Source organism: Streptomyces sp. NPDC003011, assembly GCF_053591515.1.
On the sequence record NZ_JBSFTY010000033.1, the window covers coordinates 19566 to 37625 of the forward strand.

Below are 18060 nucleotides of genomic sequence, written 5' to 3' on the forward strand. Positions count from 1 at the left end.
AGCACGCCGGAGTCGACCGTCCGAAGGCCGACCGGGCGCAGATCCGCCGGCTGATCAGAACTTGATGCTGCCGATCATGCCCGCGATGTTCGTCGTCAGCTCGCTGATCGTCGGGGCCACCGTCGACGAGGCCAGGTAGAAGCCGAGCAGGACACACACGACCGCGTGTCCGCCCTTCAGACCTGACTTCTTGATCAACAGGAAGACGATGATCGCCAGCAGCACCACCGCCGAAATCGAGAGTGCCACGGCGGCTCACCTCCAAAGAACCCAGGGACGTGGGGGATCGGACGGGAACGGAACTATGGGGGCAGATAAATCCGTACGACAGCCAGCAGGTTGATACCCACCATGCGCTAGTGATCATAACTATCCGCACTCGCGCATTGATCGGCGCACAGCCGCACAAGGGGGCGCATGGCCAATATGGTCGTGGCATGACGACCGAGCCTGTCTCCTTCCCCCGTCGGCACGCCCGTACCCAGCGGTTCACCCTCGGCGCGCCGCGCGCGTTCACCGTGGCGCCCGACGGGTCGCGTGTCGTGTTCCTGCGTTCCGAGGCGGGTACCGACCGGGCCAATTCGCTGTGGGTCCTCGACCTGCCGGAGGGCGGGGAACGCGTGGCGGCCGACCCGCGCGCCCTGCTGGGCGGAGCGACGGAGCGCCTCTCGCCCGAGGAGCGGGCGCGGCGCGAGCGCAGCCGCGAGGGCGGCGCCGGCATCGTCGGCTACGCCACCGACGCGGCCGTCGAGTTGGCGAGTTTCGCCTTGTCAGGGCGGCTTTTCGCGGCGGAGCTGCGGGCCGGTACGGCACGCGAACTCCGCGTCCCCGGACCGGTGATCGACCCGCGCCCCTCCCCCGACGGACGGCACATCGCGTACGTCGCGCGGGGCGGCCTGCGGGTCACCGGCGCCGAGGGCGAGGGTGACCGGCCGCTGGCCGAGTCCGAGTCGGAGCAGGTCACGTACGGTCTGGCGGAGTTCATCGCGGCCGAGGAGATGCACCGGCTGCGGGGGTTCTGGTGGTCACCGGAGTCGGACCGGCTGCTGGTGGCACGGGTGGACGACACGCCGGTGCGGCGGTGGTGGATCTCCGATCCGGCCCGTCCGGAGCGTGATCCACAACACGTGCCGTACCCGGCGGCGGGCACGGACAACGCGGACGTACGGCTGTTCGTGATCGGCCTGGACGGGGCGCGTACGGAGGTTGTCTGGGACTGGGCGCGCTATCCGTACGTGGCGCATGTGCACTGGTCAGCGGCGGGTGCGCCACTGCTGCTCGTCCAGGCGCGCGACCAGCGCAGTCAGCTGTTCCTGGCCGTCGATCCGGACACCGGTTCGACCCGGATGGTGCACGCGGACGAAGATCCAGTTTGGCTTGATCTTTTCCCCGGGGTGCCGTGCTGGAGCCCGTCGGGGCAGCTGGTGCGGATCGCCGACGAGGGTGGCGCGCGGGTCCTCGCGGTGGGTGAACGCCCGTTGACCCGGGCGCAGTTGCACGTCCGGGCGGTGCTGGACGTCTCCGACGACGACGTGCTGGTCTCGGCGTCGGCCGGCGAGGACGCGGAGAGCCCCGAGACCGGCGAGGTGCACGTGTACCGGGTGAACGAGCTCGGAGTGGAGCGGGTGTCACAGGAGCCCGGCGTGCACTCGGCGGTGCGCGCGGGGGGCGTGACCGTCCTGGTGTCCGCGACGCTCGACCGGCCGGGCTCCCGGGTGCAGGTACTGCGGGAGGGGAAGCGGGCGGCGACTGTCCCCTCTTACGCCGAAGATCCCGGCCTGTCCCCGCGCGTGACACTCACCGAGGGGGGCGCACGCCGAATCCCGTGCGCCGTGCTTATGCCTACGGACTACACCGGAGACACCCCCCTGCCGGTGCTGATGGATCCCTACGGCGGTCCGCACGGTCCGCGGGTGGTCGCCGCACACAACGCGCACCTCACCTCGCAGTGGTTCGCCGACCAGGGGTTCGCGGTGGTCGTCGCGGACGGGCGGGGCACTCCCGGCCGCTCCCCCGCCTGGGAGAAGGCGATCCACCACGACTTCACCGTGTCCCTGGAGGACCAGGTCGACGCGCTCCAGGACCTCGCGAAGACGTACCCCCTCGACCTGTCCCGGGTGGCGATCCGCGGCTGGTCGTACGGCGGCTGGCTGGCGGGGCTCGCGGTGCTGCGCCGCCCGGACGTCTTCCACGCGGGGATCGCGGGCGCGCCGGTGACGGACTGGCGGCTGTACGACACGCACTACACGGAGCGGTACCTGGGCGACCCGGCCGCCCACCCGGAGTCGTACGCGAAGAGCTCCCTGGTCACGGACGAGGGCCTGTCCTCCCCCGCCGAGCCGCACCGCCCCCTGATGGTCGTGCACGGCACGGCCGACGACAACGTCGTCTTCGCGCACGCCCTGCGCCTGTCCTCCGCCCTGCTGTCCGCCGGCCGCCCGCACGAGGTGCTGCCGCTGTCCGGGGTGACCCACATGACCCCCCAGGAACAGGTGGCGGAGAACCTGCTCCTGCTTCAGGTGGACTTCCTGAAGCGGGCGCTCGGCCTGGCCTGAGCGGCCGATCACACGCAGGGCCGGTGCGAGGCGGTGCGTGGCCGTCAGCCATCGTCCTCATCGGCCTCCGTGCTCGTGACCACGGCGACGGCGACGGCGCTACGCACTCGCTTGGCATCCGCTCAGCTCTGGGACTCGGCCCAGAAGTTGAGGATCCTCGAGAAACCCGCCCGTACGGCGCCGCGCCGTGTGAGCACGGACCGGTCGACTCCGGAGAAGAGAGCGGCGAGGGAGACGTCGGCGGGCAGGACCCGGCCCGCCGCCTCCACGGTCACCTTCCTGCCGCTCCCGAGACCCGACTGCCGCACCGTGACGACGGCACCGGGATCCTCGGCGTCGGGCCGCCGGGACAGCTGGTACGCCCGGCGGTTGATCGCCGTGAGCCTGTACGCGTCGCCCAGATACGTCATGCGCAGGGAGCGCCCCCGGTGCGTGAGCGCCCATCGGTTCCGGCTCATCCGCACGAGCCCGTCGCCCACCCGGAGCGTCGCGCGGTTGAGGGCCGGCATCGACAGGACGTCCGCGTGCAGGCCACGCGTCTCGAACGTGGCCGTGGGGATCAGAGCGCCGCGCACATCCGTGACGATCACGTTCGGTACGTCCCGGCCCGCCGGATACACCACCCGAATGTCTCCGAGCTGCGGAGAAGTGCCCACCCAGCCGAACTTCGTTCGCCCGACGGGCTGTTTCTCCTTCCAGGACGTGAGCGTGAACGGGCTGATGGTCGTGTGCATGTCGTCCCTCGCTAGCCGACCGGGGTGAGCGCGCCGCCCAGCTTCTTCGCGGGGCAGGTGCCGATCTTGACGAGTTTCTTGACTCCCTCGGAGAACGTCCACCCGCGTTCGGCCTGTTCCGCGCGGTCCCGGACGAAACCGGCGTCGTACTCCGCGGGCAGGCGGTGGACGTCGTGACCGCCCTCAGCGCTGGTCAGGGGCGGGTGAGGCAGCCGACGGCAACGACAGGCCCGTGGCAGGCGGCGCCGACCCGGGCCCGGGAGGCACCGAGGGCCGGGGTGTGACGGTCGGCCAGTGGCGGCGTGACGGTCGGCGGCGTGAGGGGCGTGACGGTCGGCCGGTGCGGCGTGGCGTGGCAACGGGCCGGGAGACATGGCGCTCCCGGCCCGTTTACGGCACCCGCACGGCCGTACGCTGTTCAGCCTGACGCGTCCGTATATCGGGATCGGGTCGGCCAAGTTGCCTGCGTGTTAACGCGATTCGTGGGCGTTTGTATGGTTATTCCCGTCCCTCCGCGTGACCGTCGGGCGTGGTCTCCGGCGGGACCACCTGCTTCTCCTCCGCGAAGTGGCACGCCGAGTCGTGGGCCGCCGGGCCGGACGCGTACCGGAACTCGGCGGGCACCGCGAGCGCCGGCACCTCCAGCGCGCAGCGCTCCCGTGCCTTCCAGCAGCGGGTGCGGAAGCGGCAGCCGGAGGGGATGTTCGTCGGGGACGGCACGTCGCCCGCCAGGATGATGCGCTCCCGGTGCTGGCGGGCCTCCGGGTCGGGCACGGGGACGGCGGACAGCAGCGCCTGGGTGTAGGGGTGCGTGGGATGGTCGTAGATCTCGGTGTCCTTGCCGGTCTCCACGATCCGCCCGAGGTACATGACCCCGACCCGGTCCGAGATGTGCCGGACGATCGACAGGTCGTGCGCGATGAAGACGTAGGACAGGTCGAACGCGTCCTGGAGGCTCGCCATCAGGTTGATGACCTGCGCCTGCACCGACACGTCGAGCGCTGACACCGGCTCGTCGGCGACGATGATCTCGGGGCGCAGCGCCAGCCCCCGTGCGATGCCGATGCGCTGGCGCTGGCCGCCGGAGAACTGGTGCGGATAGCGGTTGATGTACTCCGGGTTGAGACCGACGACGTCCAGCAGGTCCTGGACCTTGCGGCGCCGGTCGCCCTTCGGGGCCACCTCGGGGTGGATGTCGTACGGCTCTCCGATGATGTCGCCGACCGTCATGCGCGGGTTGAGCGAGGTGTACGGGTCCTGGAAGACCATCTGGATGTTGCGGCGGACCGCTTTCAGCGCCCGGCCGGACAGTCTGGTGATGTCCTCGCCCTTGTAGCGGATCTCCCCCGCCGTCGGTCTCTCCAGGTTGACCAGCATCCTGGCGACCGTCGACTTGCCGCAGCCGGACTCGCCGACGATGCCGAGGGTCTCGCCCCGGTCCAGTGCGAAGTCGACGCCGTCGACCGCCTTCACCGCGCCGACATGCTTGCGGAAGAGGATGCCCCGGGTGAGCGGGTAGTGCTTGACCAGGCCGCTGACCTGGAGGATCGGCTCAGCCATGCAGGCACTCCCGCCAGAAGTGGCAGGCGCTGCCCCGGTCCTCGTCGACCTCGTAGAGCGGGGGGACGTCGGTCCGGCACACGTCCTGGGCCATCGGGCAGCGCGGGTGGAAGGGACAGCCGGGCGGGATGTGCAGGAGGTTGGGCGGCAGGCCCTTGATGGCGTAGAGCTCCTGGCCCTTCTGGTCCAGGCGCGGGATGGAGTCCAGCAGACCCCGCGTGTACGGGTGGGCGGGCGCCTTGTAGAGGTCGTGGACCGGGGCCGACTCGACGATCTTGCCCGCGTACATCACGGCGATCCGGTCGGCCACGTCGGCGACCACGCCCAGGTCGTGGGTGATGAGGATCAGCCCCATGGCGTACTCGCGCTGCAACTCGGCGAGCAGGTCCATGACCTGGGCCTGGACCGTCACGTCCAGGGCGGTCGTCGGTTCGTCGGCGATGATCAGCGCGGGTTCCAGCGCGAGCGCCATCGCGATCATGATGCGCTGGCGCATGCCGCCGGAGAACTGGTGCGGGTACTGCCTGACCCGTTCCCGGGCGGCGGGGATGCGGACGTGGTCCATCAGCTCGACGGCCTTCGCCCGGGCGTCCTTCCTCGACATCCCCCGGTGCACGACGAACATCTCGCCGAGCTGGTCGCCCACCGAGAGCACCGGGTTCAGGGAGGACAGCGCGTCCTGGAAGATCATCGCCATCTCGGCGCCGCGGATCTTCCGCCGCTCCTCCTCCTTCAGCTTCAGCAGGTCCGTGCCCCGGAAGAGGATCTCGCCGCCGGTGATCCGGCCGGGCGGCATGTCGAGGATGCCCATCACCGCCTGCGCGGTCACCGACTTGCCGGAGCCGGACTCGCCGAGCACGGCGAGGGTCTCGCCCGCGTCCACGCCGTAGTTCACCCCGTTGACGGCCCGGGCGACCCCGTCCCGGGTCCGGAACTCCACGTGCAGGTCGCGCACTTCGAGCAGCATGACGGCGGCTCACCTCAGCTTCGGGTCGAGGGCGTCGCGCACCGCGTCGCCGAGCATGATGAACGCGAGCACGGTGACGGCGAGCGCCCCGGCCGGCCACAGCAGCATGTGCGGGGCGTTGCGGATGTAGGCGGACGCCGAGGAGATGTCGATCCCCCAGCTGACCGTCGGCGGTTTCAGGCCGACGCCGAGGTACGACAGGGTCGCCTCCAGCGCGATGTACGTGCCCAGCGCGATGGTCGCCACGACGATCACCGGCGCGACCGCGTTGGGCGTGATGTGCCGCAGCAGCAGGCGGGAGTTGGAGGCGCCCAGGGCCCGGGCGGCCTGTACGTAGTCGTGCTGCCGGGCGGTGATGACCGCGCCGCGGGCGATCCGGGAGATCTGCGGCCAGCCGAGCAGCACCATGAACCCGATCACCGGCCACACGGTGTCGCTGGTGACGACGGACAGCAGGACCAGGCCGCCGAGGACCACCGGGATCGCGAAGAAGACGTCGGTGGCGCGGGACAGGACCGAGTCCCAGAACCCGCCGAAGAACCCGGCGAGCCCGCCGAGCACCGACCCGAGCAGGGACACCCCGAGGGTGGCGCAGACGCCGACCGTGACGGACGTACGGGCGCCGTGGACGGTGCGGGTGTAGACGTCACAGCCCTGTCCGTCGAAGCCGAAGGGGTGGCCCGGCTGCGAGCCCTCCTGGGCCTTGGCGAGGTCGCACGTGAGGGGGTTGCCCGGGGCGATCAGCGACGGCCACAGGGAGATGACGACGAGGAAGCAGATCACCAGGCCGGAGAGGAGGAAGACCGGGTTGCGGCGCAGGTCGCGCCAGGCGTCGGACCAGAGGCTTCTCGGCCTGCCCCCGGGTTCCGTGCCGTCCGGCCCGCCCGGCCCCTTCTCCAGGGTCGTCGCCTCGCTGGTGGCGAGGTCCATCGCGCCGCCCATGCCGGTCGCGGCGATCACTCCCTCGGGTTCCCGGGGTTCAGGCATAGCGGATCCTGGGGTCGAAGACGGCGTACAGCAGGTCGACGATCAGGTTGGCGACCAGGAACACCAGCACGAGGACCGTCACGAAGCCGACGACGGTCTGGGTGTTCTGGCGGAGGATGCCCTGGTAGAGCTGGTAGCCGACGCCGTGGATGTTGAAGATCCGCTCGGTGACGATCGCCCCGCCCATCAGGGCGCCGATGTCGGTGCCGATGAAGGTGACCACGGGGATCAGCGAGTTGCGCAGCAGGTGCCGGGTGATCACCCGGCGCCGGGGCAGCCCCTTGGCGACGGCGGTACGGACGTAGTCGGAGCGCCGGTTCTCCGCGATGGAGGTCCGGGTCAGCCGGGTCACGTACGCCAGCGACACCGAGGCGAGCACCAGGCCCGGCACGATCAGCTCGCCGAAGGCGGCGTCCGTCGACACGGACGGCTTGATCCAGCCCCACTCGACGCCGAGGAGCAGCTGGAGCAGCAGGCCGGTGACGAAGGTGGGGACGGAGATCACGACGAGGGTGAGCATCAGGACCGAGGTGTCGACGGGCCGGCCGCGGCGCAGACCCGTGATCACGCCCAGGGTGATGCCGAGGACGATCTCGAAGAGGATCGCCACGACGGTCAGCCGGATGGTGACCGGGAACGCCGTCGCCATCAGCTCGGTGACCTTCTGGCCGTTGAACGCGGTGCCGAAGTCGCCGGTGAAGACGTTGCCCATGTAGGTCAGGTACTGCTGCCAGGCCGGCTTATCGAGGCCGAACTCCTGCTTGAGCCGGTCGGCCGTGGCCGGATCGCACTGCCGCTCGCCGCACAGGCCGGCGACGGGGTCGCCCATCACGTTGACCATGAGGAAGATCAGCAGGGTGGACCCGACGAAGACCGGGATCATCTGGAGCAGGCGCCGGACGACGTACCGTCCCATGAACGCTCAGCCGGCCTTGATCTCGTCGTAGACGGGGACGCTGAACGGGTTGAGCCGGACGTCGGAGAGCCGCTCCGAGTAGCCGGCGCTGCCGTTCTGGTACCAGAGCGGGATGGCGCCCATGTTGTCCCTCAGGACCTCTTCGGCCTCCTGGAACTTCTCCACCGCCTTGGCCGTGTCGGTCTCGGCGTTGGCCTCGTCGACGAGCCTGTCGAAGTCCTTGTTGCTCCACTTGCCGTCGTTGGAGGAGGCGTTGGTGTAGTAGAGCGGCTGGAGGAAGTTCTGGATCAGCGGGTAGTCCATCTGCCAGCCGGCCCGGAACGGGCCGGGCATCTTCTCGTCGCCGATCCGGTTGCGGAAGTCGGCGAAGGTGCCGATCGGGTTGCCGACGCAGGCCTTGTCGTTGTCGAGGGCGTTGTTGACGGAGTTGCAGACCGCGTCGACCCACTCCCGGTGCGAGCCGGTGTCCGCGTTGTACGTGATCTTGACCTGGCCGCCGGGGAGGCCGCCGCCCTCCTCGATCAGCTTCTTGGCCTCGTCGGGCCTGTGCTCGCAGGCCTCGCCGCACAGGCCCTCTTTGTAGCCCCCGTCCTCGCCGAGGACCGGGGAGGTCCAGTCGGTGGCGGGGGTGCGGGTCTTCTGGAAGATCGTGTCGGTGATCTGCTCCCGGTCGATGGCCATGGACAGGCCCCTGCGGACCTTCTCCATGCCCGGTTTGCTCCACTTGGCGTCGTAGTGCGGGAAGGAGAGCGTCTGGATGATGCCGGCGGGGGTGTTGATGTACCGGTCGCCGAGGTCGCTCGCGACGTTCTTGAGCTGGGAGGCGGGGACGTCGTCGACCAGGTCGAGGTTGCCCGCCATCAGGTCGGTGTAGGCGGTGTTGTTGTCGGTGTAGACCTTGAGGTCGACGCCGCCGTTGCGCGCCTTGTCCTCGCCGGGGTAGCCGTCCCACTTCCGCAGGGACATCTGGGAGCCCTTGGTGTACGACTCGACGGTGTACGGGCCGTTGCCGACCGGCTTCCGCACCCAGGCGTCGTGGTCGTCGAAGAACGCGCGCGGGAGCGGGGCGTAGGCGGGGTAGCCGAGGGTGTCGGGGAAGGTCGAGAACTTCTGGTTGAGCCTGACGGTGAAGGTTCTGTCGTCGACGACCTTCAACCCGGAGAGGGTGTCCGCGCTCTGCTTGCCGCCGTCCTCCGGGTGCGTCTTGTCGTAGCCCTCGATGTACCCGAAGAAGTACGCGTTCTTCTGGTTGTTCTTCAGACTCGCGCCGTAGTTCCAGGCGTCGACGAAGGACTTGGCGGTGACCTTCTCGCCGTTGCTGAAGGTCCAGCCGTCCTTGACGGTGATGGTGAAGTTCCGCGAGTCCGAGGTCTCGATCCTCTCGGCCAGCATGTCCTCGGCCTCGCCGGTCTCCGGGTCGTACCTCTTCAGGCTCCGGAAGATCATGTCGAGGACCTTGCCGCCCTGCACCTCGTTGGTGTTGGCCGGCTCCAGCGGGTTCTGCGGGTCTCCCCAGGAGGCGCTGAGCACCGCGGCGCCGTCCCCGCCGCTGTCGCTGCCGCCGCCTCCGCAGGCCGTCGCCGCGAGGGCGGCCGCCACCGCGCAGGCGGCCCATGTGGCGTGCGTGGCTCCACGCATGGAGTGCCTCCTCTGAGTGCCCGCGCAGCGCGCTGGGCGCCCGGCGCCGGGATGCTGATCCGTTACGGGCCAATATCGTCACAAACACGCCATACCGCACGCGAGCACGGGCCGTACGGGTCACCGCTCGCACAGCCGTCCGCCGACGTCACCGGCAGGAGGGACAGAAACGGCCGGGGAACATCGCCACGCCCTCACCAGGCAGGCTTCACCGGTATGGACCAATGACTGTCTCCCTTCCGTCAGCGGATTGTTTCCGCAGGCCACACGGCCTTCACGCGCCGTTGACGGGTGCCGAGCAGCGCTGATAGACACACTCATCAATCCGTCGGCGTCACCCGGTTCCGGTCCGATCCAGCACTCCAACAAGCCGTCCCTGTGCGAGCGATGACGCGAGGTCACGACCATGAGCACACCAGTCCACGGCAGAGGGCTCCCGGGCCCGAGGAACGCACGCGCCGCCAAGCTCGTCGCCGTCGCCGTCGCGGGCGCCCTGGCCTTCTCGGCCGGACTCGCGACGCCGCTCGACCCGGCGCCCCGGCAGGCCTCGGCCGCCGAGGGCGACCGCGTCCTGACCGTCGCGGTCGCGCAGAGCGTGGACTCGCTGAGCCCGTTCCTCGCCTCCCGGCTGCTCAGCACGAGCATCCACCGGCTGACGTACGAGTACCTCACCAACTACGACCCGGGGGACGCGCACGCCGTCCCCGGCCTGGCAACCGAGTGGAAGTCGTCCCCCGACAAGCTGACCTGGACCTACACGATCCGCTCCGACTCCATGTGGTCGGACGGCGAGCAGGCCACCGCCGAGGACGCGGCCTGGACCTTCAACACGATGATGACCGACGAGGGCGCCGCCACCGCCAACGGCAGCTTCGTCACCAACTTCCGGAAGGTCACCGCCCCCAGCCCCACCGAGCTGGTCATCGAGCTGAAGAAGCCGCAGGCCACCATGACCGCCCTCGACGTGCCGATCGTGCCCAAGCACGTCTGGGAGAAGGTGGACGACTTCTCGGAGTCCGACAACGACAAGACCTTCCCCATCGTCGGGAACGGGCCGTTCGTCCTCACCGGCTACAAGCCCGACAGCTACGTACGTCTCAAGGCGAACAAGGACTTCTGGCGCGGCGCCCCCAAGTTCGACGAGCTGGTCTTCCGCTACTACAAGGACCAGGACGCCGCCGTGGCCGCCCTGCGCAAGGGCGAGGTCTCCTTCGTCGCGGGCTCCCCGTCCCTGACGCCCGCTCAGGCGGCCTCCCTCGAGGACGAGAAGGACATCCACGTCAACGACGCCCCCGGCCGCCGCTTCTACGCCCTCGCCGTCAACCCCGGCGCCCGGGCGAAGAACGGCCAGAAGTTCGGCGACGGCCACCCCTCCCTGCTGGACCGGCGGGTGCGGCACGCCCTGTTCATGGCGGTCGACCGCGAGACCGTCATCGACAAGGTGTTCCAGGGCCACGCCGTCGAGGGCGCGGGCTACATCCCGCCGCGCTTCTCGCCGTACTTCTGGAAGCCCTCGGCCGCCCAGAAGCTCGCCCACGACCCCGAGAAGGCGGCCCGGCTCCTGGACGAGGCCGGCTACCGGAAGAACAGCGCGGGCAAGCGCCTCGGCAAGGACGGCAAGCCGATCACCTACCGGCTCCTGTGCCACGCCACCGACCCGAACGACAAGGCGGTCGGCCAGTACCTGGAGGAGTGGTGGGGCGACCTCGGCATCGGCGTCACCCTCGACTGCCTGGACAACGTGAGCGACCCGTGGCTCGCGGGCACCTACGACCTCGCCTTCGACGGCTGGTCCGTCAACCCCGACCCGGACTTCGTCCTGTCGATCCACACCTGCGCGGCCCTGCCCGCCACCCCGAAGGACACCGGCGCCACCGACAACTTCGTCTGCGACCAGCGGTACGACGACCTGTACGCGCGCCAGCTCGCCGAGTACGACCCCGCCCGACGGGCCGCGCTCGTCAAGCAGATGCAGTCGCGGCTGTACGACCTGGGGTACATGAACGTCATGGCGTACCCGAACGCCGTCGAGGCCTACCGGACCGACCAGATCAAGTCGATCCGGACGATGCCGAGCGCGGCGGGCAACATCTACGGCCAGGACGGCTACTGGAGCTGGTGGTCGGCGGTCCCGGCGGACCCGGACGGGTCCTCCGACGACTCCGGCACGACCGGAGTCGTCATCGGCGCCGCCGTGGCAGCGGCGGTCCTGGTGGGCGCCGGGGTGCTCTTCGCACTGCGCCGCCGGTCCACCGCCGACGACCGTGAATAGCACCGGCGAGACCGCCGCCCCGGCGCTCGCCGGGCCGACGGCCCGCGTCCGCACTCCCCGGGCGCGCACCACCAGCGCATACGTCCGGTACGGCGCCGGCAAGGTCGGCGGCGCCGCCGTGTCGCTGCTCGCCGTGCTCGTCACCGGGTTCTTCCTGTTCCGGCTGATCCCGGGTGACCCGGTCAGGACCATGACCGGCGGCCGTCCGGTGTCCGCCGAGCAACTGGCCGCCTACCGCCGCGAGTTCGGGCTCGACCTGCCCATGTGGCAGCAGTTCACCGACTACTGCGGCAAGGCGCTCACCGGCGACCTCGGCACCTCGTACCAGTTCCGCGCCCCGGTCGTCGACAAGATCGGCGAGGCGCTGCCGAACACCCTGCTGCTGACCGGCACGGCGTTCGTCCTCTACACCGCGCTCGGCATCACCCTCGGCACCCGCGCCGCCTGGCGCAACGGCCGGCTCGGGGACCGGCTGAACACCGGTCTGGCGCTGACCCTCTACTCCGTCCCGTCGTTCTGGCTGGGTCTGCTGCTCATCATCGTGTTCTCCGTGGGCATCGGCCCGATCCCCGGGCTGTTCCCCACCGGCGGCATGGAGTCGGGCAGCGAGCAGGGGTTCGGGTACGTCCTCGACGTCGCCCACCATCTGATCCTGCCCGTGCTCACGCTGGTCGCGGTCGAGTACGGGCAGACGCTGCTGGTCGCCCGCTCGGCGCTGCTCGACGAGATGGGCAGCGACTATCTGACCACCGCGCGGGCCAAGGGCCTCAAGGACGACCTGGTCCGGCGCCGGCACGCGGTACCGAACGCGCTGCTGCCGACCGTGACGCTGGTCTTCGTCAACCTCGGCCGGACGGTCGCGGGCGTGATCCTCGTCGAGACCGTCTTCTCCTGGCCGGGCCTGGGCGGCCTGTTCTACCAGGCCCTGAGCGTGCCGGACCTGCCCCTGGTCCAGGGCCTGTTCCTCTTCTTCGCCGCGGCGGTGATCATCATGAACACGCTGGCCGACCTGGTCTATCCACTGCTCGACCCACGGGTGGGCCGATGACGACCAAGACACCGCCGCAGGCCGGTCCGGCCGCCCCGGCCGCCCCGGCCGGTCCGCGCCGGCTCGCCCGGCAGCGGCGGCGGCGCTCCCTCGTACGGTTCTGGACCCGGTACCGCACGCATCGCGCCGGGCTGCTGGGCCTGGCCGCGCTCGCCCTGTTCTCGCTCGTCGCGCTGACCGCGCCGCTCACCGTCGGCTCCGACGTGGCCGGGGTGACCCACGCGCCGGGGCAGCCGATGGAGAGCCCGAGCGGCACGTTCTGGCTGGGCACCGACCGGTTCGGCCGGGACCTGCTGGGCCTGCTGGTGTGGGGGTCGCGGGTCTCGCTCCTCGTCGGGCTGCTGGCCGCGGTGCTGTCGGTGACGATCGGCACCCTGGTGGGCATCACGGCCGGGCACTTCAAGGGGGCGTACGCGACCGTGCTGATGCGGGTCACGGACTGGTTCCTGGTGATGCCGACGCTGGTCCTCGCCATCGCGCTGGCCACCGTGATGTCCCGCTCGCTCGGCACGGTGATCCTGGCGATCGGCGTGACCACGTGGCCGACCACCGCCCGGCTGGTGCGGGCGCAGACCCTGGCGGTGGAGTCACGGCCGTACATCGAACGGGCCAGGGCGCTCGGCGGCGGGCACTGGCACGTCATGTCCCGGCACGTGCTGCCCAACGTGATGCCGCTGGTGCTGGCCCAGGCGACGCTGATGGTCTCCGGGGCGATCCTCGCCGAGGCGACGCTGGCCTTCCTCGGGCTCGGCGATCCGACGGTGGTGTCGTGGGGCGGGCTGCTCCAGGAGGCGCGGGAGGCGGGGGCGGTGAGCTCCGGGGACTGGTGGTACCTGGTGCCGCCCGGGATCGCGATCGCCGCGGTCGCGCTGGCGTTCACGTTGTGCGGGCGTGCGGTGGAGTCCGTGCTCGACCCGCGGCTGGGGGTGGAACGGTGACGCTGCTGGAGGTGCGGAACCTGGAGGTGACCTACCCGGGCGGGGTCGCCGCGGTGCGGGGCGTGGATCTGCGGCTCGCGGCCGGGCACAAGCTCGGCGTCGCGGGCGAGTCGGGCTGCGGGAAGTCCACGCTGGCCCTCGCGCTGCTGCGGCTGCTGCCGGCCGGGACCCGGGTCGGCGGGCAGGTCCTGCTGGACGGCGAGGACGTGCTGGCGATGCGGTGGGGGCAGGTGCGGGCGGTCCGCTGGGCGGGCGCCTCGATCGTGTTCCAGGGGGCGATGCACTCGCTGAACCCCGTGCACCGCGTCGGCGACCAGATCGCGGAGCCGATCCTGCTGCACCGCAAGGCGACATCGGCCACGGCGAAGAAGCGGGCCGGGGAACTGCTGGAACAGGTGGGGCTGCCGGCGGCGCGGGCGTCGGCGTATCCGCACGAGCTGTCCGGCGGCCAGCGCCAGCGCGTCATGATCGCCATGGCACTGGCCTGCGCACCCCGGCTGGTCATCGCCGACGAGCCGACCACCGCCCTGGACGTGATGATCCAGGCGCAGATCCTGCGGCTGATCGAGGAGCTGGTCACCGAGCAGGACCTGGGCCTGATCATGATCAGCCACGACCTGGCGGTCCTCGCCGACACCTGCGACCGGCTCGCGGTGATGTACGCGGGCCGGGTGGTCGAGGAGGGCCCCGCCCGGACGGTGCACGAGGACGCGGTGCACCCCTACGCCAAGGCCCTGTCGGCCGCGTTCCCGCGTATCGGCGACCCGGCCTCCCGGTTCGCCCCGCGCGGCCTGGCCGGCGACCCGCCCGACCCGGCCGCGTTGCCCGCCGGCTGCGCCTTCCACCCGCGCTGCCCGGTCGCGCTGGACTCCTGCGCCGTGGACGACCAGCCCCTGCGGGAGGCGGGACCGGACCGGCGGGCGGCCTGCGTGCACGTACCGGAGACGGTGCCGGGCCGCACCGCGACCGAGGACGCGAGGAGCGGCACATGACCCTGTTGAACGTGCGCGGACTGCACGTGGCCCACCCGGGCCGGCACGGCGGCCCGCCGGCCCGCGCGGTGGACGGCGTCGAACTCGACATCCGGGCCGGGGAGATCGTGGCCCTGGTCGGCGAGTCGGGCTGCGGCAAGACGACGCTGGCCCGCGCGCTGCTGGGCCTGGTGCGGCCGACGGCGGGACGGGTCAGCTTCGCCGGGCAGCCGCTGGAGTACTCGTCCCGGGCCCTGAAGGCGTACCGCAAACGCGTCCAGCTGATCCTCCAGGACCCGACCGGTTCGCTGAACCCGAGGCACACGGTGTACGACGCGGTGGCGGAGGGCCTGCGCATCCACGGCCACCGCGGCGACGAACGGGCGACGGTGGCCGAGGCCCTGTCCCGGGCGGGCCTGCGTCCCCCCGAGCGTTTCTTCCTGCGCTACCCGCACGAGCTGTCCGGCGGCCAGCGTCAACGGGTCGTCATCGCGGGCGCGCTGGTCCTGGAGCCCGAACTCCTCGTCGCCGACGAGCCGGTGGCCTCCCTGGACGCCTCCGTACGCGGCGAGATCCTGGCCCTGCTGCTGCGGCTGCGTACCGACCTCGGCCTGGCCGCGCTGGTGGTGACCCACGACCTGGGGCTGGCCTGGAACATCGCGGACCGGGTCGCGGTGATGTACCTGGGCCGGATCGTGGAGACCGGCGCGGTCGAGGAGGTCCTGACGGCCCCGCAGCACCCGTACACCCAGGCCCTGTTGTCGGTCCTCCCGGAGGCGCCGGGCGCCCCTGTGGTCCTCACCGGCGAGCCCCCGGACCCCTCCCGCATCCCCTCCGGCTGCCGCTTCCACGCCCGCTGCCAGATCCTGGCGAGCGGGGAGGCGCGACGGGCGGGAGTCGCGCAGGCGTGCCGGAGCGAGGACCCCGGGGTGCTGGACGGGGGCGGGGAGGCACAGGTCGCGTGTCACTGGGCGCGGACACGGATCACGGCGTGACGTGACACCGGCCGCCCGGAACCGCAGCAGGCCCAGCGGACCGGCGTTCAGGGGCGCGGGGGACCGGCGATCGGCCCCCCACGCACCAACAGCAACAGTGGCAACAGCCCACGGATCCGTGACGATGCCCCGCCTCCACCCCTGATCAGGCATGCCACCACACGCGGTGAACCGTCGCCGACCGGCGTCATCCCGCGAGGGCGCCCGGAGCCGACCGGGGCGAAGCCGGTTCCCGGCACCCTCGTGGGGCGCCGGGAACCGGCCGGGGTCCGTGGGCGCGTCAGGCCGCGTGCACGACGTCCTTCTCCTCGGCGAAGTGGCACGCCGACTCGTGCGCCGCCGGGGTGTCCGCGCCCTTGAAGCGCTCGGGCACGGCCAGCAGCGGCTCCTGCTCGGCGCACTTGTCCTGCGCCTTCCAGCAGCGGGTGCGGAAGCGGCAGCCCGACGGCGGGTTGGCCGGGGACGGCACGTCACCCGTCAGGATGATCCGCTCACGGCCCTCACGGGCCGACGGGTCCGGCACCGGGACCGCCGACAGCAGCGCCTGGGTGTAGGGGTGCGTCGGGTGGTCGTAGATCTGCTCGTCGCTGCCGATCTCGGCCATCTTGCCGAGGTACATGACCCCGACCCGGTCCGAGATGTGCCGGACGATCGACAGGTCGTGCGCGATGAACAGGTACGAGAGGTTGAACTCGTCCTGCAGTCGCTCCATCAGGTTGATGACCTGCGCCTGCACCGACACGTCCAGCGCCGACACCGGCTCGTCGCAGATGATGATCTCGGGGTTCAGCGCCAGGCCGCGCGCGATGCCGATGCGCTGGCGCTGGCCGCCGGAGAACTGGTGCGGATACCGGTTGATGTACTCGGGGTTGAGACCGACGACGTCGAGGAGCTCCTGCACCTTGCGGCGCCGTTCGCCCTTCGGGGCCACCTCGGGGTGGATGTCGAAGGGCTCCCCGATGATGTCGCCGACCGTCATGCGCGGGTTGAGCGACGTGTACGGGTCCTGGAAGACCATCTGGATGTTGCGGCGTACGGCCTTCAGAGCCCGGCCTGACAGCTTGGTGATGTCCTGGCCCTTGTAGAAGATCTCGCCGGCCGTCGCCGTCTCCAGCATCATCAGGAGCTTGGCGACCGTGGACTTGCCGCAGCCGGACTCACCGACGATACCGAGGGTCTCGCCCTGGAAGAGGTCGAAGGAGATGCCGTCGACGGCCTTGACGGCGCCGATCTGCTTCTTGAACAGGATGCCCTGGGTCAGCGGGAAGTGCTTGACCAGGTCGCGCACCTGGAGGATCGGCTCCCCCCGGCCGACGGGCGCCTCGATCGCGGCGACCGCCTCCGTCTCGGAGTGGGCGTCCACGACCTCGACGTCGGAGACGTTCGGCGTGGCGTCCTGCGGCTCGTCGTTCTTGTTGAGCTCAGCCATGGATCGTCTCCTTCCAGAAGTGGCATGCCGACGCGCGGCCGACCAGTTCGCTGCCGTCCGGCTCGGTCACCGGGAAGAGGTCCGGGATGTCCGTGCGGCAGATGTCCCGGGCCTTGGGGCAGCGCGGGTTGAAGGCGCAACCGGTCGGGATGTGCAGCAGGTTGGGCGGCAGGCCCTTGATCGCGTAGAGCTCCTGGCCCTTCTGGTCCAGGCGCGGGATCGAGTCCAGCAGGCCCCGCGTGTAGGGGTGCGCCGGACGGTGGTACAGCTCGTGCACCGGGGCACGCTCCACGATCCGGCCCGCGTACATCACCGCGATCTTGTCCGCGACGTCGGCGACCACGCCGAGGTCGTGGGTGATCAGGATGAGGCCCATGTTGAACTCGCGCTGCAACTCCGCGAGCAGGTCCATGACCTGAGCCTGGACCGTCACGTCGAGGGCCGTGGTGGGCTCGTCGGCGATGATCAGGTCCGGCTCCAGCGCCAGCGCCATGGCGATCATGATGCGCTGGCGCATACCGCCGGAGAACTGGTGCGGGTAGTCGCCCACCCGGGCCGCGGCGGCCGGGATCCTCACCCGGTCCATCAGCTCGATCGCCTTGGCCTTGGCGTCCTTCTTGGACAGGCCCTGGTGCACCCGGAACATCTCGCCGAGCTGGTAGCCGACGCTGAGCACCGGGTTGAGCGAGCTGAGCGCGTCCTGGAAGATCATGGCGATCCGGCGACCGCGGATCTTGCGGCGCTCCTCGCCGGACATCTTCAGCATGTCCTGGCCGCGGAAGAGGATCTCGCCCTGCGGGATCTTCGCCGGCGGCATGTCGAGGATGCCCATGATCGCCTGTGCGGTGACGGACTTGCCGGACCCGGACTCGCCGAGCACGGCGAGCGTCTCGCCCGCCTTGACGCTGTAGTTGACGCCGTTGACGGCCTTGATGACACCCTCGCGGGTGTGGAACTCGACGTGCAGGTCACGCACTTCGAGCAGCGGTTCGCCGTCGCCGTCGCGAGGCGAGGGCACGGTTACTTCTTCGATGACGGTCACGTACGCCT

General features: G+C 70.7%; 15 protein-coding genes. 6 read left to right on the forward strand and 9 right to left on the reverse strand.

Annotated features, from left to right (window positions below; genetic code table 11):
• Positions 1–54 precede the first annotated feature (54 nt).
• A complete protein-coding gene (locus ACWD0J_RS18450; RefSeq protein ID WP_030038342.1) occupies positions 55–249 on the reverse strand; it encodes a hypothetical protein in 195 nt (64 codons plus the stop codon).
• A 188-nt stretch (positions 250–437) separates the two neighbouring features.
• Here ACWD0J_RS18450 and ACWD0J_RS18455 point away from each other — a divergent pair, with 188 nt between their 5' ends.
• A complete protein-coding gene (locus ACWD0J_RS18455) occupies positions 438–2555 on the forward strand; it encodes a prolyl oligopeptidase family serine peptidase (RefSeq protein ID WP_451496856.1) in 2118 nt (705 codons plus the stop codon).
• Positions 2556–2677: 122 nt separating this feature from the next.
• On the opposite strand, the gene ACWD0J_RS18460 is transcribed toward ACWD0J_RS18455, so the two are convergent.
• The 6 genes from ACWD0J_RS18460 to ACWD0J_RS18485 form a co-directional block, all read right to left on the reverse strand.
• Positions 2678–3289: a hypothetical protein gene (locus ACWD0J_RS18460; RefSeq protein WP_451496857.1), complete on the reverse strand. Its 612-nt coding sequence runs from the start codon at positions 3287–3289 to the stop codon at positions 2678–2680.
• A gap of 498 nt (positions 3290–3787) precedes the next feature.
• Positions 3788–4849 carry an ABC transporter ATP-binding protein gene (locus ACWD0J_RS18465; RefSeq protein WP_451496858.1) on the reverse strand — a complete coding sequence of 354 codons (1062 nt, stop codon included), beginning with the start codon at positions 4847–4849 and terminating at the stop codon, positions 3788–3790.
• A complete protein-coding gene (locus ACWD0J_RS18470) occupies positions 4842–5816 on the reverse strand; it encodes an ABC transporter ATP-binding protein (protein ID WP_451496859.1) in 975 nt (324 codons plus the stop codon). The genes ACWD0J_RS18465 and ACWD0J_RS18470 overlap by 8 nt, the downstream gene beginning before the upstream one ends.
• A 9-nt stretch (positions 5817–5825) precedes the next feature.
• Positions 5826–6803 carry an ABC transporter permease gene (locus ACWD0J_RS18475; protein WP_451496860.1) on the reverse strand — a complete coding sequence of 326 codons (978 nt, stop codon included), beginning with the start codon at positions 6801–6803 and terminating at the stop codon, positions 5826–5828.
• Positions 6796–7719: an ABC transporter permease gene (locus tag ACWD0J_RS18480; protein WP_451496861.1), complete on the reverse strand. Its 924-nt coding sequence runs from the start codon at positions 7717–7719 to the stop codon at positions 6796–6798. Before ACWD0J_RS18480 ends, ACWD0J_RS18475 begins: the two co-directional genes overlap by 8 nt.
• Positions 7720–7725: 6 nt before the next feature.
• Positions 7726–9357: a peptide ABC transporter substrate-binding protein gene (locus tag ACWD0J_RS18485; protein WP_451496862.1), complete on the reverse strand. Its 1632-nt coding sequence runs from the start codon at positions 9355–9357 to the stop codon at positions 7726–7728.
• Positions 9358–9763: 406 nt separating this feature from the next.
• Here ACWD0J_RS18485 and ACWD0J_RS18490 point away from each other — a divergent pair, with 406 nt between their 5' ends.
• The 5 genes from ACWD0J_RS18490 to ACWD0J_RS18510 are packed head-to-tail and all read left to right on the forward strand — an operon-like array spanning position 9764 to position 15581.
• Positions 9764–11629: an ABC transporter substrate-binding protein gene (locus tag ACWD0J_RS18490; protein ID WP_451496863.1), complete on the forward strand. Its 1866-nt coding sequence runs from the start codon at positions 9764–9766 to the stop codon at positions 11627–11629.
• Entirely contained in the window at positions 11622–12677 is a 1056-nt protein-coding gene (locus tag ACWD0J_RS18495; RefSeq protein WP_451496864.1) for an ABC transporter permease, read from the forward strand. Before ACWD0J_RS18490 ends, ACWD0J_RS18495 begins: the two co-directional genes overlap by 8 nt.
• Positions 12674–13615: an ABC transporter permease gene (locus tag ACWD0J_RS18500; RefSeq protein WP_451496865.1), complete on the forward strand. Its 942-nt coding sequence runs from the start codon at positions 12674–12676 to the stop codon at positions 13613–13615. The genes ACWD0J_RS18495 and ACWD0J_RS18500 overlap by 4 nt, the downstream gene beginning before the upstream one ends.
• Positions 13612–14607 (forward strand): ABC transporter ATP-binding protein, encoded by a 996-nt coding sequence (locus tag ACWD0J_RS18505; RefSeq protein WP_451496866.1) that lies wholly within the window; start codon positions 13612–13614, stop codon positions 14605–14607. The genes ACWD0J_RS18500 and ACWD0J_RS18505 overlap by 4 nt, the downstream gene beginning before the upstream one ends.
• Complete coding sequence (locus ACWD0J_RS18510; protein ID WP_451496867.1) at positions 14604–15581, forward strand: ABC transporter ATP-binding protein; 978 nt, start codon at positions 14604–14606, stop codon at positions 15579–15581. Before ACWD0J_RS18505 ends, ACWD0J_RS18510 begins: the two co-directional genes overlap by 4 nt.
• 280 nt (positions 15582–15861) lie before the next feature.
• Here the strand turns inward: ACWD0J_RS18510 and ACWD0J_RS18515 are convergent, their stop codons facing one another.
• Both ACWD0J_RS18515 and ACWD0J_RS18520 read right to left on the reverse strand, forming a co-directional pair.
• The gene (locus ACWD0J_RS18515; protein WP_451496868.1) at positions 15862–17010 is read right to left on the reverse strand and encodes an ABC transporter ATP-binding protein; all 1149 of its coding nucleotides are present in this window, start codon (positions 17008–17010) and stop codon (positions 15862–15864) included.
• Positions 17003–18052 carry an ABC transporter ATP-binding protein gene (locus tag ACWD0J_RS18520; RefSeq protein WP_451496869.1) on the reverse strand — a complete coding sequence of 350 codons (1050 nt, stop codon included), beginning with the start codon at positions 18050–18052 and terminating at the stop codon, positions 17003–17005. The genes ACWD0J_RS18515 and ACWD0J_RS18520 overlap by 8 nt, the downstream gene beginning before the upstream one ends.
• Positions 18053–18060: the final 8 nt, after the last annotated feature.

Coding starts and splice junctions, on each gene's coding strand:
- ACWD0J_RS18455 (WP_451496856.1), top strand. CDS start 438: ATGACGACCGAGCCTGTCTCCTTCCCCCGTCGGCACGCCCGTACCCAG.
- ACWD0J_RS18460 (WP_451496857.1), bottom strand. CDS start 3,289: ATGCACACGACCATCAGCCCGTTCACGCTCACGTCCTGGAAGGAGAAA.
- ACWD0J_RS18465 (WP_451496858.1), bottom strand. CDS start 4,849: ATGGCTGAGCCGATCCTCCAGGTCAGCGGCCTGGTCAAGCACTACCCG.
- ACWD0J_RS18470 (WP_451496859.1), bottom strand. CDS start 5,816: ATGCTGCTCGAAGTGCGCGACCTGCACGTGGAGTTCCGGACCCGGGAC.
- ACWD0J_RS18475 (WP_451496860.1), bottom strand. CDS start 6,803: ATGCCTGAACCCCGGGAACCCGAGGGAGTGATCGCCGCGACCGGCATG.
- ACWD0J_RS18480 (WP_451496861.1), bottom strand. CDS start 7,719: ATGGGACGGTACGTCGTCCGGCGCCTGCTCCAGATGATCCCGGTCTTC.
- ACWD0J_RS18485 (WP_451496862.1), bottom strand. CDS start 9,357: ATGCGTGGAGCCACGCACGCCACATGGGCCGCCTGCGCGGTGGCGGCC.
- ACWD0J_RS18490 (WP_451496863.1), top strand. CDS start 9,764: ATGAGCACACCAGTCCACGGCAGAGGGCTCCCGGGCCCGAGGAACGCA.
- ACWD0J_RS18500 (WP_451496865.1), top strand. CDS start 12,674: ATGACGACCAAGACACCGCCGCAGGCCGGTCCGGCCGCCCCGGCCGCC.
- ACWD0J_RS18510 (WP_451496867.1), top strand. CDS start 14,604: ATGACCCTGTTGAACGTGCGCGGACTGCACGTGGCCCACCCGGGCCGG.
- ACWD0J_RS18515 (WP_451496868.1), bottom strand. CDS start 17,010: ATGGCTGAGCTCAACAAGAACGACGAGCCGCAGGACGCCACGCCGAAC.